This window comes from Escherichia sp. KTE96 (genome assembly GCF_000408525.1).
In the GTDB taxonomy this organism is placed as follows: domain Bacteria; phylum Pseudomonadota; class Gammaproteobacteria; order Enterobacterales; family Enterobacteriaceae; genus Escherichia; species Escherichia marmotae.
Genome location: NZ_KE137149.1, coordinates 2684069 through 2700913 on the forward strand (window position 1 = coordinate 2684069; position 16845 = coordinate 2700913).

The following is a 16845-nucleotide window of genomic DNA, read 5'->3' on the forward strand; positions in this document are numbered from 1 at the left end:
GATAAAAATAAATGAAGCGAGTTCTTATTTCTGGCGTCATTTTATGTGGCGCTGGCGCTGGCGCTGATATGGCGCAGGCCGTCGACGACAAAGACAAGTATATGCCTGTTTTTGAAGAGATGACAGTCTATGCCCCTGTCCCTGTGCCCGTAAACGGTAACACGCATTACACCAGTGAAAGCATCGAGCGTTTACCGACAGGTAATGGCAATATCAGCGATTTATTAAAAACAAACCCAGCGGTGCGTATGGATTCAACGCAAAGCACCTCGTTGAATCAGGGGGAGATCCGCCCGGAGAAAATATCCATTCACGGTGCATCGCCCTACCAGAATGCCTATTTGATTGATGGTATTAGCGCCACCAATAACCTGAACCCGGCGAATGAATCGGATGCCAGCAGTGCAACCAATATTAGCGGGATGTCACAGGGTTATTATCTTGATGTCAGCTTACTGGACAATGTCACGCTTTATGACAGTTTTGTTCCGGTTGAATTTGGTCACTTTAATGGTGGGGTGATAGATGCAAAGATCAAACGCTTTAATGCTGATGATGACAGCGTAAAGCTGAGTTATCGCACAACGCGTTCGGACTGGTTAACGTCTCATATCGATGAGAATAACAAGAATGCATTTAACCAGGGGTCTTCAGGAAGTACTTATTATTCTCCCGACTTTAAAAAGAACTTTTACACCTTGTCATTTAATCAGGAACTCACTGATAACTTTGGCGTGACTGCTGGTTTCTCCCGCCGCCAGTCTGACATTATCCGCGCAGATTATGTTTCGAATGACGGTATTGTTGCAGGTCGGGCGCAGTATAAAAACGTTATCGATACAGCATTAAGTAAATTTACCTGGTTTGCCAGTGAGCGTTTTACCCACGATTTAACCTTTAAATATACCGGTTCTCGCCGGGATTATAATACCAGCACCTTCCCCGAGTCTGACCGCGAAATGGGCAACAAATCTTATGGCCTGGCATGGGATATGGACACACAACTCGTATGGGCCAAACTGCATACCACTGTCGGCTGGGATCATATCAGTGACTATACCCGTCACGACCATGACATTTGGTACACCGAACTCTCATGCACATATGGTGATATTACAGGACGTTGCACCCGTGGCGGGCTGGGGCATATTTCGCAGGCTGTTGATAATTACACCTTCAAAACACGACTTGACTGGCAAAAAGTTGAAGTGGGCAATTTCTCGCATCAGCCTTACTTCGGTGCGGAATACATCTATTCCGATGCATGGACGGAACGTCATAATCAGTCTGAATCTTATGTAATTAATGCCGCAGGAAAGAAAACTAACCATACCATTTACCATAAAGGTAAAGGTAGCCTTGGAATTGACAACTACACGCTGTACATCGCGGATCGTATTAGCTGGCGCAATGTGTCGCTGATGCCTGGCGTGCGTTATGACTATGACAACTATCTGTCAAACCACAATATCTCTCCCCGCTTTATGACGGAATGGGATATTTTCGCTGATCAAACCTCAATAATTACCGCCGGATATAACCGCTATTATGGCGGAAATATTCTCGATATGGGGTTACGAGACATCCGTAATAGTTGGACAGAATCAATTTCAGGCAATAAAACGCTCACCCGTTATCAGGATTTGAAAACACCCTATAATGACGAACTGGCAATAGGTTTGCAGCAAAAGATCGGTAATAACGTTATTGCGCGGGCAAACTATGTTTACCGTGAGGCGCATGATCAAATCAGTAAAAGTAGTCGTACCGACAGCGCAACGAAAACAACGATTACTGAGTATAACAATGACGGTAAAACTAAAACCCATTCGTTCAACGTGAGTTTTGAACTGACAGAACCTCTGCATGTCAGCCAGGTGGCTATTAATCCGCAAATTGTCTTCAGCTATATCAAGAGCAAAGGCAATTTGTCATTGAATAATGGTTATGAAGAGAGCAATACCGATGATAACAAGGTAGTTTACAACGGTAAACTTGTCTCTTATGACAGCGTCCCGGTGGCGGATTTTAATAACCCGTTAAAGATTTCCTTAAATATGGATTTCACTCATCAACCAAGCGGACTGGTGTGGGCGAATACACTGGCCTGGCAAGAAGCACGCAAAGCTCGCATCATTCTGAGTAAGACGAACGCGCAATACATCAGCGAATATTCAGATTACAAGCAGTACGTTGACGAGAAACTGGATAACAGCCTGACCTGGGATACCCGTTTATCCTGGACACCCCAATTTCTTAAGCAGCAAAACCTGACGATTAGCGCCGACATTCTGAATGTGCTGGATAGAAAAACCGCTGTTGATACAACAACCGCCGGTGTGGCGACTTACGCCAGCGGTCGTACTTTCTGGCTTGATGTCAGCATGAAATTTTAAAACTTCGGATTTTACTTTACCGGGTAAATTCACCTGGTTTTCGCATGGAGATGATTATGAGAAACCTCTGTTTCTTACTGACTTTAGTGGCAACACTGTTGTTGCTTCCTGGACGACTTATTGCCGCGGCATTACCACAGGATGACAAGTTAATTACCGGGCAACTGGAAAATGGCTTGCGATATATGATCTATCCACATTCACACCCTAAGGATCAAGTGAATTTGTGGCTGCAAATTCATACCGGTTCATTGCAGGAAGAGGACAACGAGCGCGGCGTGGCGCATTTTGTTGAGCATATGATATTTAACGGTACAAAAAGCTGGCCTGGTAATAAAGTCATCGAAACTTTTGAATCGATGGGGCTGCGTTTTGGCCGCGATGTTAATGCCTATACCAGCTATGACGAAACGGTGTATCAGGTAAGTTTGCCAACAACGCAGAAAAAAAATTTGCAAAAAGTGATGGCAATCTTCAGTGAATGGAGCAATGCCGCCACCTTTGAAAAACACGAAGTAGACGCTGAACGTGGCGTAATTACCGAGGAATGGCGCGCGCATCAGGATGTTAAATGGCGCACATCTCAGGCGCGTCGCCCTTTCCTGTTGGCAAATACACGCAATTTAGACCGTGAACCGATCGGTTTGATGGATATTGTCGCAACGGTCGCGCCGGAACAACTGCGCCAATTTTATCAACGCTGGTATCAGCCGAATAATATGACCTTTATCGTCGTTGGTGATATCGACAGTAAAGAAGCGCTGGCGTTGATAAAGGAAAATTTAGGTAAACTTCCGGCAAACAAAGCGGCTGAAAATCGCGTATGGCCAACGGAAGCAGAAAACCGCCGGCGCTTTAATATCATTAATGATAAAGAAAATCGGGTGAACGGTATCGCACTCTATTATCGCATGCCAATGGTTCAGGTGACCGATGAACAAAGCTTTGTCGAACAGGCAGAATGGAGCATGTTGGTTCAGTTGTTTAATCAGCGATTGCTGGAACGGATCCAGTCCGGTGAGTTGAAGACTATTTCCGGTGGCACCGCGCGCAGTATTAAAATTGCGCCTGATTATCAGTCGCTGTTTTTCCGTGTAAATGCACGGGACGATAATATGCAGGATGCTGCGAATGCATTAATGGCAGAACTGGCAACTATCGACCAACATGGTTTTTCCGTTGCAGAGCTTGATGATGTAAAAGCCACCCGTCTGACCTGGCTGAAAAATGCGGCTGAGCAACAGGCTGAACGCGATCTGCGGATGCTGACCAGCCGCCTGGCATCCAGCTCGTTAAATAATACGCCATTCCTTTCACCGGAAGAGACATACCAGCTTTCTAAACGCCTGTGGCCACAAATTACCGTGCAAAGCCTGGCGAAAAAATGGCAGCAATTAAGAAAGAACCAGGACACATTTTGGGAACAAATGGTCAACAATGATACTGCAGCCCAAAATGCATTATCTCCTGCAGCCATTACGGCGCTGGAAAATGAATATGCCAACAAAAAACTGGCGGCTTATGTCTTCCCTGGCAGAAATTTATCTTTAACGGTAAACGCTGATCCGCAAGCAAAAATAACCAGCCAAAAAAGACTGGCTGAAAATCTGACGTCACTGACCCTTTCTAATGGCGCAAACGTCATTCTGGCAAAATCTACGGGCGAAGAAGAAAAGCTGCAAATTATTGCCGTCTCTGATAAAGGCGATTTGAGTTTCCCTGCGGGACAAAAATCACTTATTGCGCTGGCAAATAAAGCCGTTAGCGGTAGCGGAGTTGGCGATCTCTCCTCTTCCAGCCTGAAACGCTGGAGCGCAGAAAACTCAGTGACCATGAGCAGTAAAGTCAGTGGCTTGAATACACTACTGTCTGTTAGCGCACGGGCTAATAATCCTGAACCCGGTTTTCAGTTAATTAACCAGCGGATCACCCGCAGCACAATTAACGACAACATTTGGTTATCGTTACAAAATGCTCAAATTCAAGCGTTGAGAACGCTCGATCAACGCCCGGCAGAGAAATTCGCTCAGCAGATGTACGAAACACGCTATGCCGATGAGCGCACGAAATTACTGCAAGAAAAACAGATTGCACAGTTTTCTGCCGCAGACGCATTGGCTGCCGATCGTCAGTTGTTTTCTTCCCCAGCAGATATCACTTTTGTGATTGTCGGTAATGTGGCAGAAGACAAACTCCTGCCGTTAATTACGCGTTACTTAGGATCAATCAAACGTTCTGATTCAGCATTGGCAGCAGGTAAACCATTAACCCGCGCGACGGGTAACGCGGCTGTTACTGTAAAAGAACAAAATGAACCTGTAGCACAAGTTTCACAGTGGACGCGGTATGATCCCCGGACACCTATTAACCTGGCGACACGCATGGCACTGGATGCATTCAACGTCGCATTGGCAAAAGATCTGCGGATAAATATTCGTGAACAGGCATCCGGAGCATACAGCGTTTCTTCTCGTCTCTCGGTTGATCCTAAGGCCAAAGATATCAGCTATTTGCTGGCTTTCACCTGTCAACCTGAACGTCATAGCGAACTGTTAACATTGGCGAATAAGGTAATGACTAAACGTCTGACTAAAGGGATCAGTCAGCAAGAGCTGGACGAATATCAGCAAAATATTCAACGCAGCCTCGATATTCAGCAAAATAGCGTTCAGCAATTAGCGAACACTATTGTGAATAGTATTATTCAATATGATGATCCTGCTGTGTGGATGACGCAGGAGAAAGTGTTAAAGAATATGACTGTGGAAAATGTTAATGCTACAGTTAAAGAATATCTGAGTAAACCCGCGAATACCTACACTGGAGTATTGCTGCCAAAATAATAACTTACCCCCGCCAACTTTGTTGGCGGGGTATTCTGTATAATTAACGTGTTTGTTTGACAACCTTTGAAAGTTTTTCAAAAAATTAACCGCGAACTAATAATGATATTTTAAAGGCCAATTTTTATGTGATAATTTCGGAGGGTAATAGAACGGACTAAAATAACAATAAAAAGAGTGATGTTATCATTGATTGTCTTCCTATCTTATTGTTTTTACTTGTCAAAATAAAAAATCCATTTTCAAACAACAAAATAAAATTAGGATTTTGTTATTTGAAACCGAGGCCTTTACGCTTGCTTACTTTATCAATAAATCCTACTTTTTTTAATGCGTTCCAATCATTTTAAGGAGTTTGAAATGGATAAGAAGCAAGTAACGGATTTAAGGTCTGAACTACTCGATTCACGTTTTGGCGCGAAATCTATTTCCACTATCGCGGAATCGAAACGTTTTCCGCTGCATGAAATGCGCGATGATATCGCCTTCCAGATTATCAATGATGAATTATACCTGGATGGCAATGCCCGACAAAACCTCGCCACATTTTGTCAGACCTGGGACGATGAAAATGTTCATAAGCTGATGGATCTGTCGATCAATAAAAACTGGATCGATAAAGAAGAATATCCGCAGTCCGCAGCAATTGATCTGCGTTGCGTAAACATGGTTGCTGATCTGTGGCACGCGCCTGCGCCGAAAAACGGTCAGGCCGTTGGCACCAACACCATTGGTTCTTCCGAGGCCTGTATGCTCGGCGGGATGGCGATGAAATGGCGTTGGCGCAAGCGTATGGAAGCCGCAGGTAAACCGACCGATAAACCAAACCTGGTGTGCGGTCCGGTGCAAATCTGCTGGCATAAATTCGCCCGCTACTGGGATGTGGAATTGCGCGAGATCCCTATGCGCCCCGGTCAGTTGTTTATGGATCCGAAACGGATGATTGAGGCCTGCGACGAAAACACCATCGGCGTGGTGCCGACTTTCGGCGTGACCTACACCGGTAACTATGAGTTCCCGCAACCGCTGCACGATGCGCTGGATAAGTTCCAGGCCGACACCGGTATCGACATCGATATGCATATCGACGCTGCCAGCGGTGGCTTCCTGGCACCGTTCGTCGCCCCGGATATCGTCTGGGACTTCCGCCTGCCACGCGTGAAATCGATCAGTGCTTCTGGTCATAAATTTGGTCTGGCTCCGCTGGGCTGCGGCTGGGTTATCTGGCGTGACGAAGAAGCACTGCCGAAAGAGCTGGTGTTTAACGTTGACTATCTCGGCGGGCAAATCGGGACTTTTGCCATCAACTTCTCGCGTCCGGCGGGTCAGGTGATTGCCCAGTACTATGAATTCCTGCGCCTCGGTCGTGAAGGCTACACCAAAGTGCAGAACGCCTCTTATCAGGTCGCCACTTACCTGGCGGATGAAATCGCTAAACTGGGACCGTATGAGTTCATCTGCACCGGTCGCCCGGACGAAGGTATCCCGGCGGTTTGCTTCAAACTGAAAGACGGGGAAGATCCGGGATACACCCTGTATGACCTCTCTGAACGTCTGCGCCTGCGCGGCTGGCAGGTTCCAGCCTTCACCCTTGGCGGTGAAGCCACTGACATCGTGGTGATGCGTATTATGTGTCGTCGTGGCTTCGAAATGGACTTCGCTGAACTGTTGCTGGAAGACTACAAAGCCTCCCTGAAATACCTCAGCGATCACCCGAAACTGCAGGGTATTGCCCAGCAGAACAGCTTTAAACATACCTGATAACGTTTAAGTGGTAATGCTGTCCCGGAACGCTCCTGTTTCGGGACAAATTCCAAAGTCTGTTCACTGGCATTAGCAACGGAAAATATTGCTCTGAACACGCTTCAGAACAAGACAGGTGCGGTTCCGACAGGAATACCGTTTTAGGGGGATAATATGGCTACATCGGTACAGACAGGTAAAGCTAAGCAGCTAACATTACTTGGATTCTTCGCCATTACGGCGTCGATGGTAATGGCTGTTTATGAATACCCGACATTCGCAACATCTGGTTTTTCATTAGTCTTCTTCCTGCTATTAGGCGGGATTTTATGGTTTATTCCCGTGGGCCTCTGTGCTGCGGAAATGGCTACCGTGGACGGCTGGGAGGAAGGTGGTGTTTTCGCCTGGGTATCGAATACCCTGGGGTTGAAATGGGGATTTGCAGCTATCTCATTTGGCTATCTGCAAATCGCTATCGGCTTTATTCCAATGCTCTATTTCGTGTTAGGAGCGCTCTCCTACATCCTTAAATGGCCTGCACTGAATGAAGACCCGGTAACGAAAACCATTGCAGCACTCATCATTCTTTGGGCACTGGCATTAACGCAGTTCGGCGGCACGAAATATACGGCGCGAATTGCTAAAGTCGGCTTCTTCGCCGGGATCCTGCTGCCTGCATTTATTTTGATCGCATTAGCGGCTATTTACCTGCACTCCGGTGCGCCGGTTGCTATCGAAATGGATGCAAAAACCTTCTTTCCTGATTTCTCAAAAATTGGCACGCTGGTTGTGTTTGTTGCCTTCATCCTGAGTTATATGGGGGTGGAAGCATCCGCAACGCACGTCAATGAAATGAGTAATCCAGGGCGCGATTATCCATTAGCCATGCTGCTATTGATGGTGGCGGCAATCTGCTTAAGCTCGGTTGGTGGTTTGTCCATTGCGATGGTCATTCCGGGTAATGAAATCAACCTCTCCGCAGGGGTGATGCAAACCTTTACCGTTCTGATGTCCCATGTGGCACCGGAAATTGAGTGGACGGTACGCGTGATCTCCGCCCTACTGCTGTTGGGGGTACTGGCAGAAATAGCATCCTGGATTGTCGGCCCTTCTCGCGGTATGTATGTCACTGCACAGAAAAACCTGCTGCCCGCCAGCTTCGCCAAAATGAACAAAAATGGCGTGCCGGTAACACTGGTTATTTCCCAATTGGTGATCACTTCAATTGCGTTAATTATCCTCACCAATACCGGTGGTGGTAACAACATGTCCTTCCTGATTGCACTGGCACTGACAGTGGTGATTTATCTGTGTGCTTATTTCATGCTGTTTATTGGCTACATTGTATTAGTCCTTAAACATCCTGATTTAAAACGCACATTTAATATCCCTGGCGGTAAAGGCGTAAAACTGGTGGTAGCTATTGTCGGTCTGCTGACCTCAATTATGGCGTTTATCGTCTCCTTCCTGCCGCCGGATAATATCCAGGGTGACTCTACCGATATGTATGTTGAATTACTGGTGGTGAGTTTCCTGGTAGTACTCGCCCTGCCCTTTATTCTCTATGCCATCCATGATCGTAGAGGCAAAGCGAATACCGGTGTAACACTGGAGCCAATTAACAGCCAGAACGCGCCGAAAGGCCACTTCTTCCTGCATCCACGTGCACGTTCACCGCACTATATTGTGATAAACGACAAGAAACACTAACCCTATCTGAGTGGTGACAGTATAAGGGAGCGATAGTTAATCGCTCCCTTTTTCGTACCAGTTATCGTATTGACTTGCCCCAGATAAGTACGAGAATGAGCAACACATCTGTTTACCGGAAACCAGCATATATGGATATCTGCTCCCGAAACGTGAAATTCGCGCTCAAAAGACCAGCGGCGCTCGTTGCACTGGCTCTTTTACTGTGTAGTTGTAAGACAACACCGCCAACCACAATAGTTACACCACCAGCAGGCTTAAAACCACCAGCAACAGCGCAACAATCGTCGCAACCCATGCGTGGTATCTGGCTGGCCACTGTGTCTCGCCTCGACTGGCCCCCGGTTTCCTCGGTTAACATTAGTAACCCCACCACCCGAGCCAGCGTGCAACAACAGGCGATGATCGACAAGCTGGATCATCTGCAACGTCTCGGCATAAATACGGTCTTTTTCCAGGTAAAGCCCGATGGCACTGCCCTTTGGCCATCAAAAATTTTGCCGTGGTCAGATCTTATGACCGGCAAGATGGGTGAAGACCCCGGTTACGATCCGCTGCAATTTATACTCGATGAAGCCCACAAGCGTGGGATGAAAGTACACGCCTGGTTTAACCCCTATCGCGTGTCGGTTAATACTAAACCCGGAACAATCAGGGAATTGAATAACACCCTGTCGCAGCAACCTGCCAGCGTCTATGTGCAGCATCGCGACTGGATCAGGACATCGGGCGACCGTTTTGTTCTCGACCCGGGCATCCCTGAAGTTCAGGACTGGAGCACATCGATAGTTGCAGAAGTCGTTTCCCGTTATCCGGTTGATGGTGTGCAGTTCGACGACTATTTCTACACCGAATCACCAGGTTCACTGCTTAACGATAACGAGACGTACCGCAAATATGGGGGCGCTTTTGCTTCGAAGGCAGACTGGCGACGCAACAATACCCAGCAGTTAATCGCGAAAGTATCGCATACCATAAAAAGCCTGAAGCCTGAGGTCGAATTTGGTGTTAGCCCGGCAGGCGTCTGGCGTAATCGCTCACATGATCCACTCGGTTCAGATACCCGTGGAGCTGCTGCCTATGATGAATCCTATGCGGATACCCGCCGTTGGGTCGAACAAGGTTTACTGGATTATATTGCCCCACAAATTTACTGGCCTTTCTCTCGTAGCGCCGCACGCTATGACGTATTGGCTAAATGGTGGGCAGATGTCGTCAAACCGACCAAAACTCGTCTCTATATCGGTGTCGCCTTCTATAAAGTTGGAGAACCCTCGAAGATAGAACCTGACTGGACAGTTAACGGCGGCGTGCCAGAACTGAAAAAGCAGCTCGATCTTAACGACGCTGTTCCAGAAATTAGCGGTACTATTTTGTTCCGCGAAGATTACCTGAATAAACCACAGACCCAGCAAGCCGTTAGTTATCTGCAAAGTCGCTGGGGAAGCTAATCCCCTTTTTTACTGTGTCATCGCCGGTGATTAAAGCACCGGCTTGTTACCTTTCAAAAAAGTCACATTCTCTTAATGTTAAATTATTTGCGTATAAGCAAATGGCCATAATCTCCTGATTAATTAGTATTAATATGAAAAACAAAGTGATGTTCGTCGCCACCGAAAAATAATCACGATGGGCTATACTCTTCAGAAGAACAGTAGCGTAGATTAAAACTGTCTAACTCGTTTATTTCTCTTCATTACATCTTCATATTTCAGGAGAATATGGTGCAATAAGCCTGTCCAGTGTGTTGCGTTTCGTTTTTTCGATCTCATTTGCCTTTCCAGTCGTATAAGGGGCTGAATTATGGAGATGTACTTTAAAAGAATGAAAGATGAGTGGACCGGATTAGTTGCCCAGGCCGCTCCCATCATTCGCACAAAAGCCGCAGAAATTGCCGTTACCCATGCCCATTACCTGAGCAATGAGTTTTATCGTATTGTACGCACTGACCCGCACGCCGAAGAGTTTTTGAGTAACGAACAGGTTGAAAGACAGCTCAAAAGTGCTATGGAAAAGTGGATTATCAACGTACTCTCTGCGCAAACGGACGATGTTGAAAGACTGATACAAATCCAACATACCGTGGCTGAAGTCCATGCTCGTATTGGCATTCCCGTGGAAATTGTCGAGATGGGGTTTCGCGTGCTGAAAAAAATCCTCTATCCAGTGATATTTTCCTCTGATTATTCGCCTGCGGAAAAACTTCAGGTTTATCATTTTTCGATTAACAGTATCGATATAGCCATGGAAGTTATGACCAGGGCGTTTACCTTTAGCGACAGTAGCGCCGCTAAAGAAGATGAGAACTATCGTATATTCTCATTACTGGAAAATGCTGAAGAAGAAAAAGAACGGCAAATAGCCTCATTACTTTCATGGGAAATAGATATTATTTATAAAGTTCTGTTGGATTCTGATTTAGGCAGTAGCCTACCGTTAAGCCAGGCTGATTTTGGCCTGTGGTTTAACCATAAAGGCCGCCATTATTTTAGTGGTATTGCTGAAGTAGGCCATATCTCCCGCCTGGTTCAGGATTTCGACGGAATTTTCAATCAGACAATACTCCATGCCAAAAATCTGAGTAACAAAAGCCTGCGAGTGAAATTTTTATTACAGATACGAAATACCGTATCGCAAATTATCACTTTACTACGAGAACTGTTTGAAGAAGTTTCTCGCCATGAAGTGGGAATGGATGTGTTAACCAAGCTACTCAACCGCCGTTTCCTGCCGACTATCTTCAAACGTGAAATTGCCCATGCCAATAGAACCGGCACGCCGTTGTCTGTGCTAATCATCGATGTTGATAAATTCAAAGAGATCAACGACACATGGGGACATAACACCGGTGACGAGATCTTACGTAAAGTCTCGCAGGCGTTTTACGACAATGTTCGCAGCAGTGATTATGTTTTCCGCTACGGTGGCGATGAATTTATCATTGTACTGACTGAAGCCTCAGAAACTGACACTTTACGTACCGCAGAACGTATACGCAGTCGGGTAGAAAAAACCAAACTAAAAGCTGCAAACGGCGAAGATATTGTCCTCTCTCTGTCCATTGGTGCCGCCATGTTTAATGGGCATCCTGATTATGAACGTTTAATTCAAATAGCCGACGAAGCTCTGTATATCGCTAAAAGACGAGGTAGAAACCGTGTTGAACTCTGGAAAGCCAGTCTTTAAATGCGCCCGGATGCAGAGGTAATCATGAAGCTAACCGATGCAGAAAATGCCGCTGACGGCATTTTTTTTCCCGCCCTTGAACAAAATATGATGGGGGCGGTGTTAATTAACGAAAATGATGAAGTGATGTTTTTCAACCCAGCCGCAGAGAAGCTCTGGGGATATAAGCGCGAAGAGGTCATTGGCAATAACATCGATATGCTCATCCCCCATAATTTGCGCCCTGCACATCCTGAATATATCCGGCATAACCGTGAAGGTGGTAAAGCGCGTGTCGAAGGAATGAGCCGGGAATTGCAACTGGAGAAAAAAGACGGCAGTAAAATATGGACACGATTTGCCCTGTCAAAAGTGACTGCCGAAGGGAAAATTTATTATCTGGCGCTGGTTCGGGATGCCAGCGTTGAAATGGCGCAGAAAGAACAGACCCGGCAGTTGCTCATTGCCGTAGACCACCTCGACCGACCTGTGATTGTGCTCGATCCTGAGCGTCATATCGTGCAGTGCAATCGCGCATTTACCGAAATGTTTGGCTACTGCATCAGCGAAGCCAGCGGTATGCAACCCGATACGCTACTTAACATTCCTGATTACCCGACAGATAACCGCATTCGCTTACAGCAACTATTGTGGAAAACCTCCCGCGATCAGGATGAATTTCTGTTATTGACGCGTACGGGTGAAAATATCTGGATTAAAGCGTCTATCAGTCCGGTCTATGACGTGCTTGCTCATCTACAAAACCTGGTGATGACCTTCTCAGATATCACCGAAGAACGGCAAATCCGCCAACTGGAAGGCAACATCCTCGCTGCCATGTGCAGTAGCCCACCGTTTCACGAAATGGGTGAAATCATTTGCCGTAATATTGAATCCATTCTTCATGAATCACACGTATCGTTGTATGCATTGCGTAATGGGATGCCAGTGCATTGGGCATCGTCCTCTCATGAGGCAGATGTAAAGAATGCACAAAGCTGGGCTGTCACCATTCGCCAGCGTGATGGTGCGCCTGCGGGGATACTGCAAATCAAGACCGCGGCAGGAACAGAAACCAGTGCATTTGTCGAACGTGTGGCAGATATCAGCCAGCATATGGCCGCACTGGCGCTGGAACAGGAGAAAAGCCGCCAGCACATCGAACAGCTAATTCAGTTTGATCCGATGACCGGTCTGCCAAATCGCAATAATCTGCACAATTACCTTGATGACCTGGTCGATAGAGCCGTCTCTCCGGTGGTGTATCTTATTGGCGTCGACCATATTCAGGATGTGATCGACAGCCTCGGCTACGCGTGGGCCGATCAGGCATTGTTAGAGGTCGTTAATCGTTTTCGCGAAAAACTCAAACCCGATCAGTATCTCTGCCGCGTTGAAGGTGCACAGTTTGTCCTCATTAGCCTGGAGGATGAAGTAAGCAACATTACCCAAATCGCTGATGAGCTACGCAACATCATTAGAAAGCCGGTCATCATTGACGATCAACCTTTTCCTTTAACCTTAAGCATTGGTATCAGTTACGACGTTGGCAAAAACCGTGACTACCTGCTTTCTACCGCCCACAATGCGATGGATTTCATTCGCAAAAATGGCGGTAACGGCTGGCAGTTCTTTAGTCCGACAATGAACGAAATGGTTAAAGAGCGGCTGGTATTAGGTGCGGCGCTGAAAGAAGCGATCAGCAACAACCAGTTGAAACTGGTTTACCAGCCGCAGATCTTCGCGGAAACGGGTGAACTGTACGGTCTTGAAGCTCTTGCTCGCTGGTACGATCCGCAGCATGGTCATGTTCCCCCTTCCCGGTTTATTCCCCTCGCGGAAGAGATTGGTGAAATTGAAAACATTGGTCGCTGGGTCATCGCTGAAGCCTGTCGCCAGTTAGCAGAATGGCATAGCCAGAATATTCACATCCCGGCGTTATCCGTTAACTTGTCTGCGCTGCATTTTCGCAGTAATCAACTACCCAATCAGGTTTCCGACGCGATGGAAGCCTGGGCGATTGACGGCCACCAGCTAACAGTGGAAATCACCGAAAGCATGATGATGGAACACGATACGGAGATCTTTAAACGCATCCAGATCCTGCGGGATATGGGTGTAGGTTTATCCGTCGATGATTTCGGCACCGGCTTTTCTGGTTTATCACGCTTAGTCAGCCTGCCGGTAACAGAAATCAAAATTGATAAAAGTTTTGTCGATCGTTGTCTGACTGAAAAACGCATTCGCGCCTTGTTAGAAGCTATTACCGGCATTGGACAAAGCCTGAACTTAACCGTAGTGGCTGAAGGTGTAGAAACAAAAGAACAGTTTGAGATGTTACGCAAGATCCACTGCCCCGTTATTCAGGGCTATTTCTTCTCACGCCCTTTACCCGCCGAAGAGATCTCTGTCTGGATGTCTACTGCGCTACCGCTTCAAATCGACGTTTAGTAAATCTTGCCCGCACTGGCGGGCAAGATTTCATGTATTCGTATTAAGCTATTTGCGCGCCGCTATATTAAAATCTGTACATAATACCCGCACCAATAATGTAATTATAATTCTGCATCCCAGGTGAATCTTTATCTTTTACACGTTCACCATTTTCTTTATGATAAATTGTTGTGTTACCAACATCATTAGAGAATCTACTCCATGATATTTCTGTAAAAATACGCGCCTGTGGATTAATGTTATACCCCACGTTAATAAGACCTGAGTAATATTTTTGGTTAGATACTTTATCTTTAAATGTAATGTTGCTCAAGTAATGCTGATCTGTGCCTTTCCCTTCTCCCCAGGCGCTATATTTAAATTGCGTTATAATATCAAAATCATGGTAGATATATTTACCAGAAAGACCTAAATAGGGAGCGCTGAATTTTTGTTGGTAACCAATAACTTTTTGGCCATGAGGAATATCACCAATGTCGGCACCGTTGTCATAACTATAGTAACCGCCTTTCGCCAACCAACTGAAACGCGTCTCCTGATAGCCTAACACAGCGCCTAATTGGTAGTTTTGTTCCTTTAAAAACCAACCTGTCATATTGAGATCAAACTGATTTGCAAAATTTAACCGTGTTGCAGGATGATGTGACCAATCGCTCCAGTGTTGTTGCCCCGGTTCCAGCCAGTCATAATCATCCATTAGCGCACCGGCAGAGGCAAGCGTCGTCCAGCCGTTGGCATTAAGAGTCAGCCATGAGACTGCATCCCAGGTTACGCCCATTTTAACAATGGGCGTATTTTGAATTTTCCAGTCCAGTTGGCTAAGTGTGCCACCATTACTATAGACAAACTCACCTGACTCACCATTCAGAAATGAAAGAGAAGCATCAACAAAAACACTGTCAGGTGAGAAATTAAATTCTGAAGATGCACTTGCATACTGGCTTAGATAAATTAACACAATAAAAAAAGAGACCTTTTTCACCGACATGGCTTCATCCTTATTGAACAATATCAATTAGCAAATTAATTGAAATGAATTAATTTAAATAGATTTGAATTGGTTAAAATTAACTAAGTCTTACAATGGCACATATGATTCGCACCATCAAACAGAAAACATAAATAACCCAATATTTACTGATATTCTGAACGAAGTATAAATTCACAACCTGATGCAATAATGATTTTTTATGAGCAGAGGGGATAATGAGCAGAATAAAGATGCGGTTTAAATACGAGATCTCATTGGGATAAGGACAAAGTATCTGTGTAGATAACTTGCCGGATGACGCATCATCCGGCGAGAATTTATGCTTTCAACTGGTAATCCAGCGTAATTTCCGCTTTCAGTACCTGAGAAACCGGACATCCTGCTTTTGCTTTCTGGATAATACCGTCAAAGGTGGAAGCATCAATGCCCGGAACGGCGACTTCACTTTTCAGTGCAATTTTAGTAATCGCAAAACCAGCATCCACTTTATCCAGTGATACATCGGCAGTGGTATCAATCGATGTTGGTGTGAATCCCGCTTCCCCCAGCATTAATGAAAGCGCCATCGAGAAACAAGCGGCATGTGCTGCACCAATCAGCTCTTCCGGGTTGGTTCCTTTTGCGCCTTCAAAACGCGTGTTAAACCCATACGGTTGTTGGTTCAGCACACCGCTCTCGGTAGATACTGTTCCCTTCCCGCGTTTGATATCGCCTTCCCAGTGTGCCTGACCTTTCTTATGGATTGTCATTGTTGCTCTCCTGTGGGCTTAAAAAGGAAATTATAGACTACGGGAGAAACAGCAAGAGGATAAGCAGGATATTCCGAATTAAACCGGCTAAAAAAATCACCTGCGCATTTAAATGGAATGACCGCACCGGATGTCTGGAAATATAGGATTAAAACGATACCCCAACAGATAAAAGCCAATAACATCATGCATTTAAAATATAAAAATCATCAACCAGGATTATTCCTGGTAACGAGACAATAAATATTTGCCATGCTGAATGTGCTTTATAAATCTGCGAGGCGTAGCAGACACCATAAATACACAGACAAGGAGGATCACTATGTTTACTTATTATCAGGCAGCAAATTCCACAGCAGAACCCGCTCTGGTTAACGCCATTGAGCAAGGCCTTCGGGCAGAGCACGGTGTTGTCACTGAAGATGATATTCTCATGGAGCTGACCAAATGGCTGGAAGCTTCTGATAACGACATCCTCAGTGATATCTACCAGCAAACTATTAATTATGTGGTCAGTGGCCAGCACCCTACACTTTAAGCTGCTATGCTTGATCCGCAACCTTAGGGGTTACGTTTCTTCGCTTTGGCGAATTGTCCTTAAAACTAGTAACAGGATTGAGGAGTTAAAATGAAATCGAACCGTCAGGCCCGTCATATTCTTGGACTGGATCATAAAATATCTAACCAGCGCAAAATAGTTACCGAAGGTGACAAATCCAGCGTGGTAAATAACCCAACAGGCAGAAAACGCCCCGCTGAAAAGTAAGTTTTAACAATCCGTCCTCAATGACGAT

General features: G+C 45.9%; 11 protein-coding genes. 9 read left to right on the forward strand and 2 right to left on the reverse strand.

Features of this window, described 5'->3' with window-relative positions:
• Positions 1-11: 11 nt before the first annotated feature.
• The 7 genes from A1WG_RS02060 to dosP all read left to right on the forward strand — a co-directional run bounded on the left by A1WG_RS02060 (position 12) and on the right by dosP (position 14308).
• Positions 12-2396 carry a TonB-dependent receptor plug domain-containing protein gene (locus A1WG_RS02060; protein ID WP_016242636.1) on the forward strand — a complete coding sequence of 795 codons (2385 nt, stop codon included), beginning with the start codon at positions 12-14 and terminating at the stop codon, positions 2394-2396.
• A gap of 56 nt (positions 2397-2452) precedes the next feature.
• Positions 2453-5239, forward strand: a complete 2787-nt coding sequence (locus A1WG_RS02055) for a M16 family metallopeptidase (RefSeq protein ID WP_001516377.1) — start codon at positions 2453-2455, stop codon at positions 5237-5239.
• A gap of 360 nt (positions 5240-5599) precedes the next feature.
• Positions 5600-7000 carry a glutamate decarboxylase gene (locus A1WG_RS02050; RefSeq protein WP_001516378.1) on the forward strand — a complete coding sequence of 467 codons (1401 nt, stop codon included), beginning with the start codon at positions 5600-5602 and terminating at the stop codon, positions 6998-7000.
• Between the two features lie 156 nt (positions 7001-7156).
• Positions 7157-8692, forward strand: coding sequence for an acid resistance gamma-aminobutyrate antiporter GadC (gene gadC / locus A1WG_RS02045; protein WP_001516379.1), 1536 nt, complete (start codon positions 7157-7159; stop codon positions 8690-8692).
• A 131-nt stretch (positions 8693-8823) separates the two neighbouring features.
• Positions 8824-10143, forward strand: a complete 1320-nt coding sequence (locus A1WG_RS02040) for a family 10 glycosylhydrolase (protein ID WP_016242637.1) — start codon at positions 8824-8826, stop codon at positions 10141-10143.
• 352 nt (positions 10144-10495) lie between these two features.
• A complete protein-coding gene (gene dosC / locus A1WG_RS02035) occupies positions 10496-11878 on the forward strand; it encodes a diguanylate cyclase DosC (RefSeq protein WP_000426259.1) in 1383 nt (460 codons plus the stop codon).
• 24 nt (positions 11879-11902) lie between these two features.
• Complete coding sequence (gene dosP, locus A1WG_RS02030) at positions 11903-14308, forward strand: oxygen-sensing cyclic-di-GMP phosphodiesterase DosP (RefSeq protein WP_001516382.1); 2406 nt, start codon at positions 11903-11905, stop codon at positions 14306-14308.
• 67 nt (positions 14309-14375) lie between these two features.
• On the opposite strand, the gene A1WG_RS02025 is transcribed toward dosP, so the two are convergent.
• Both A1WG_RS02025 and osmC read right to left on the reverse strand, forming a co-directional pair.
• Positions 14376-15299: an omptin family outer membrane protease gene (locus A1WG_RS02025; protein WP_001516383.1), complete on the reverse strand. Its 924-nt coding sequence runs from the start codon at positions 15297-15299 to the stop codon at positions 14376-14378.
• A 320-nt stretch (positions 15300-15619) separates the two neighbouring features.
• Positions 15620-16051: a peroxiredoxin OsmC gene (osmC, locus tag A1WG_RS02020; RefSeq protein WP_000152293.1), complete on the reverse strand. Its 432-nt coding sequence runs from the start codon at positions 16049-16051 to the stop codon at positions 15620-15622.
• A gap of 322 nt (positions 16052-16373) precedes the next feature.
• Between osmC and bdm the strand changes: the two genes are divergently transcribed.
• Together bdm and sra are read left to right on the forward strand one after the other, a co-directional pair.
• A complete protein-coding gene (gene bdm, locus A1WG_RS02015; RefSeq protein ID WP_000495761.1) occupies positions 16374-16589 on the forward strand; it encodes a biofilm-dependent modulation protein in 216 nt (71 codons plus the stop codon).
• 90 nt (positions 16590-16679) lie between these two features.
• Positions 16680-16817 (forward strand): stationary-phase-induced ribosome-associated protein, encoded by a 138-nt coding sequence (gene sra / locus A1WG_RS02010; RefSeq protein WP_000841554.1) that lies wholly within the window; start codon positions 16680-16682, stop codon positions 16815-16817.
• Positions 16818-16845: the final 28 nt, after the last annotated feature.

Bases quoted from the DNA above. Each gene is read 5' to 3' on its own strand.
- A1WG_RS02060 (WP_016242636.1), top strand. From the start codon at position 12: ATGAAGCGAGTTCTTATTTCTGGCGTCATTTTATGTGGCGCTGGCGCT.
- A1WG_RS02055 (WP_001516377.1), top strand. From the start codon at position 2,453: ATGAGAAACCTCTGTTTCTTACTGACTTTAGTGGCAACACTGTTGTTG.
- A1WG_RS02050 (WP_001516378.1), top strand. From the start codon at position 5,600: ATGGATAAGAAGCAAGTAACGGATTTAAGGTCTGAACTACTCGATTCA.
- gadC (WP_001516379.1), top strand. From the start codon at position 7,157: ATGGCTACATCGGTACAGACAGGTAAAGCTAAGCAGCTAACATTACTT.
- A1WG_RS02040 (WP_016242637.1), top strand. From the start codon at position 8,824: ATGGATATCTGCTCCCGAAACGTGAAATTCGCGCTCAAAAGACCAGCG.
- dosC (WP_000426259.1), top strand. From the start codon at position 10,496: ATGGAGATGTACTTTAAAAGAATGAAAGATGAGTGGACCGGATTAGTT.
- dosP (WP_001516382.1), top strand. From the start codon at position 11,903: ATGAAGCTAACCGATGCAGAAAATGCCGCTGACGGCATTTTTTTTCCC.
- A1WG_RS02025 (WP_001516383.1), bottom strand. From the start codon at position 15,299: ATGTCGGTGAAAAAGGTCTCTTTTTTTATTGTGTTAATTTATCTAAGC.
- osmC (WP_000152293.1), bottom strand. From the start codon at position 16,051: ATGACAATCCATAAGAAAGGTCAGGCACACTGGGAAGGCGATATCAAA.
- bdm (WP_000495761.1), top strand. From the start codon at position 16,374: ATGTTTACTTATTATCAGGCAGCAAATTCCACAGCAGAACCCGCTCTG.
- sra (WP_000841554.1), top strand. From the start codon at position 16,680: ATGAAATCGAACCGTCAGGCCCGTCATATTCTTGGACTGGATCATAAA.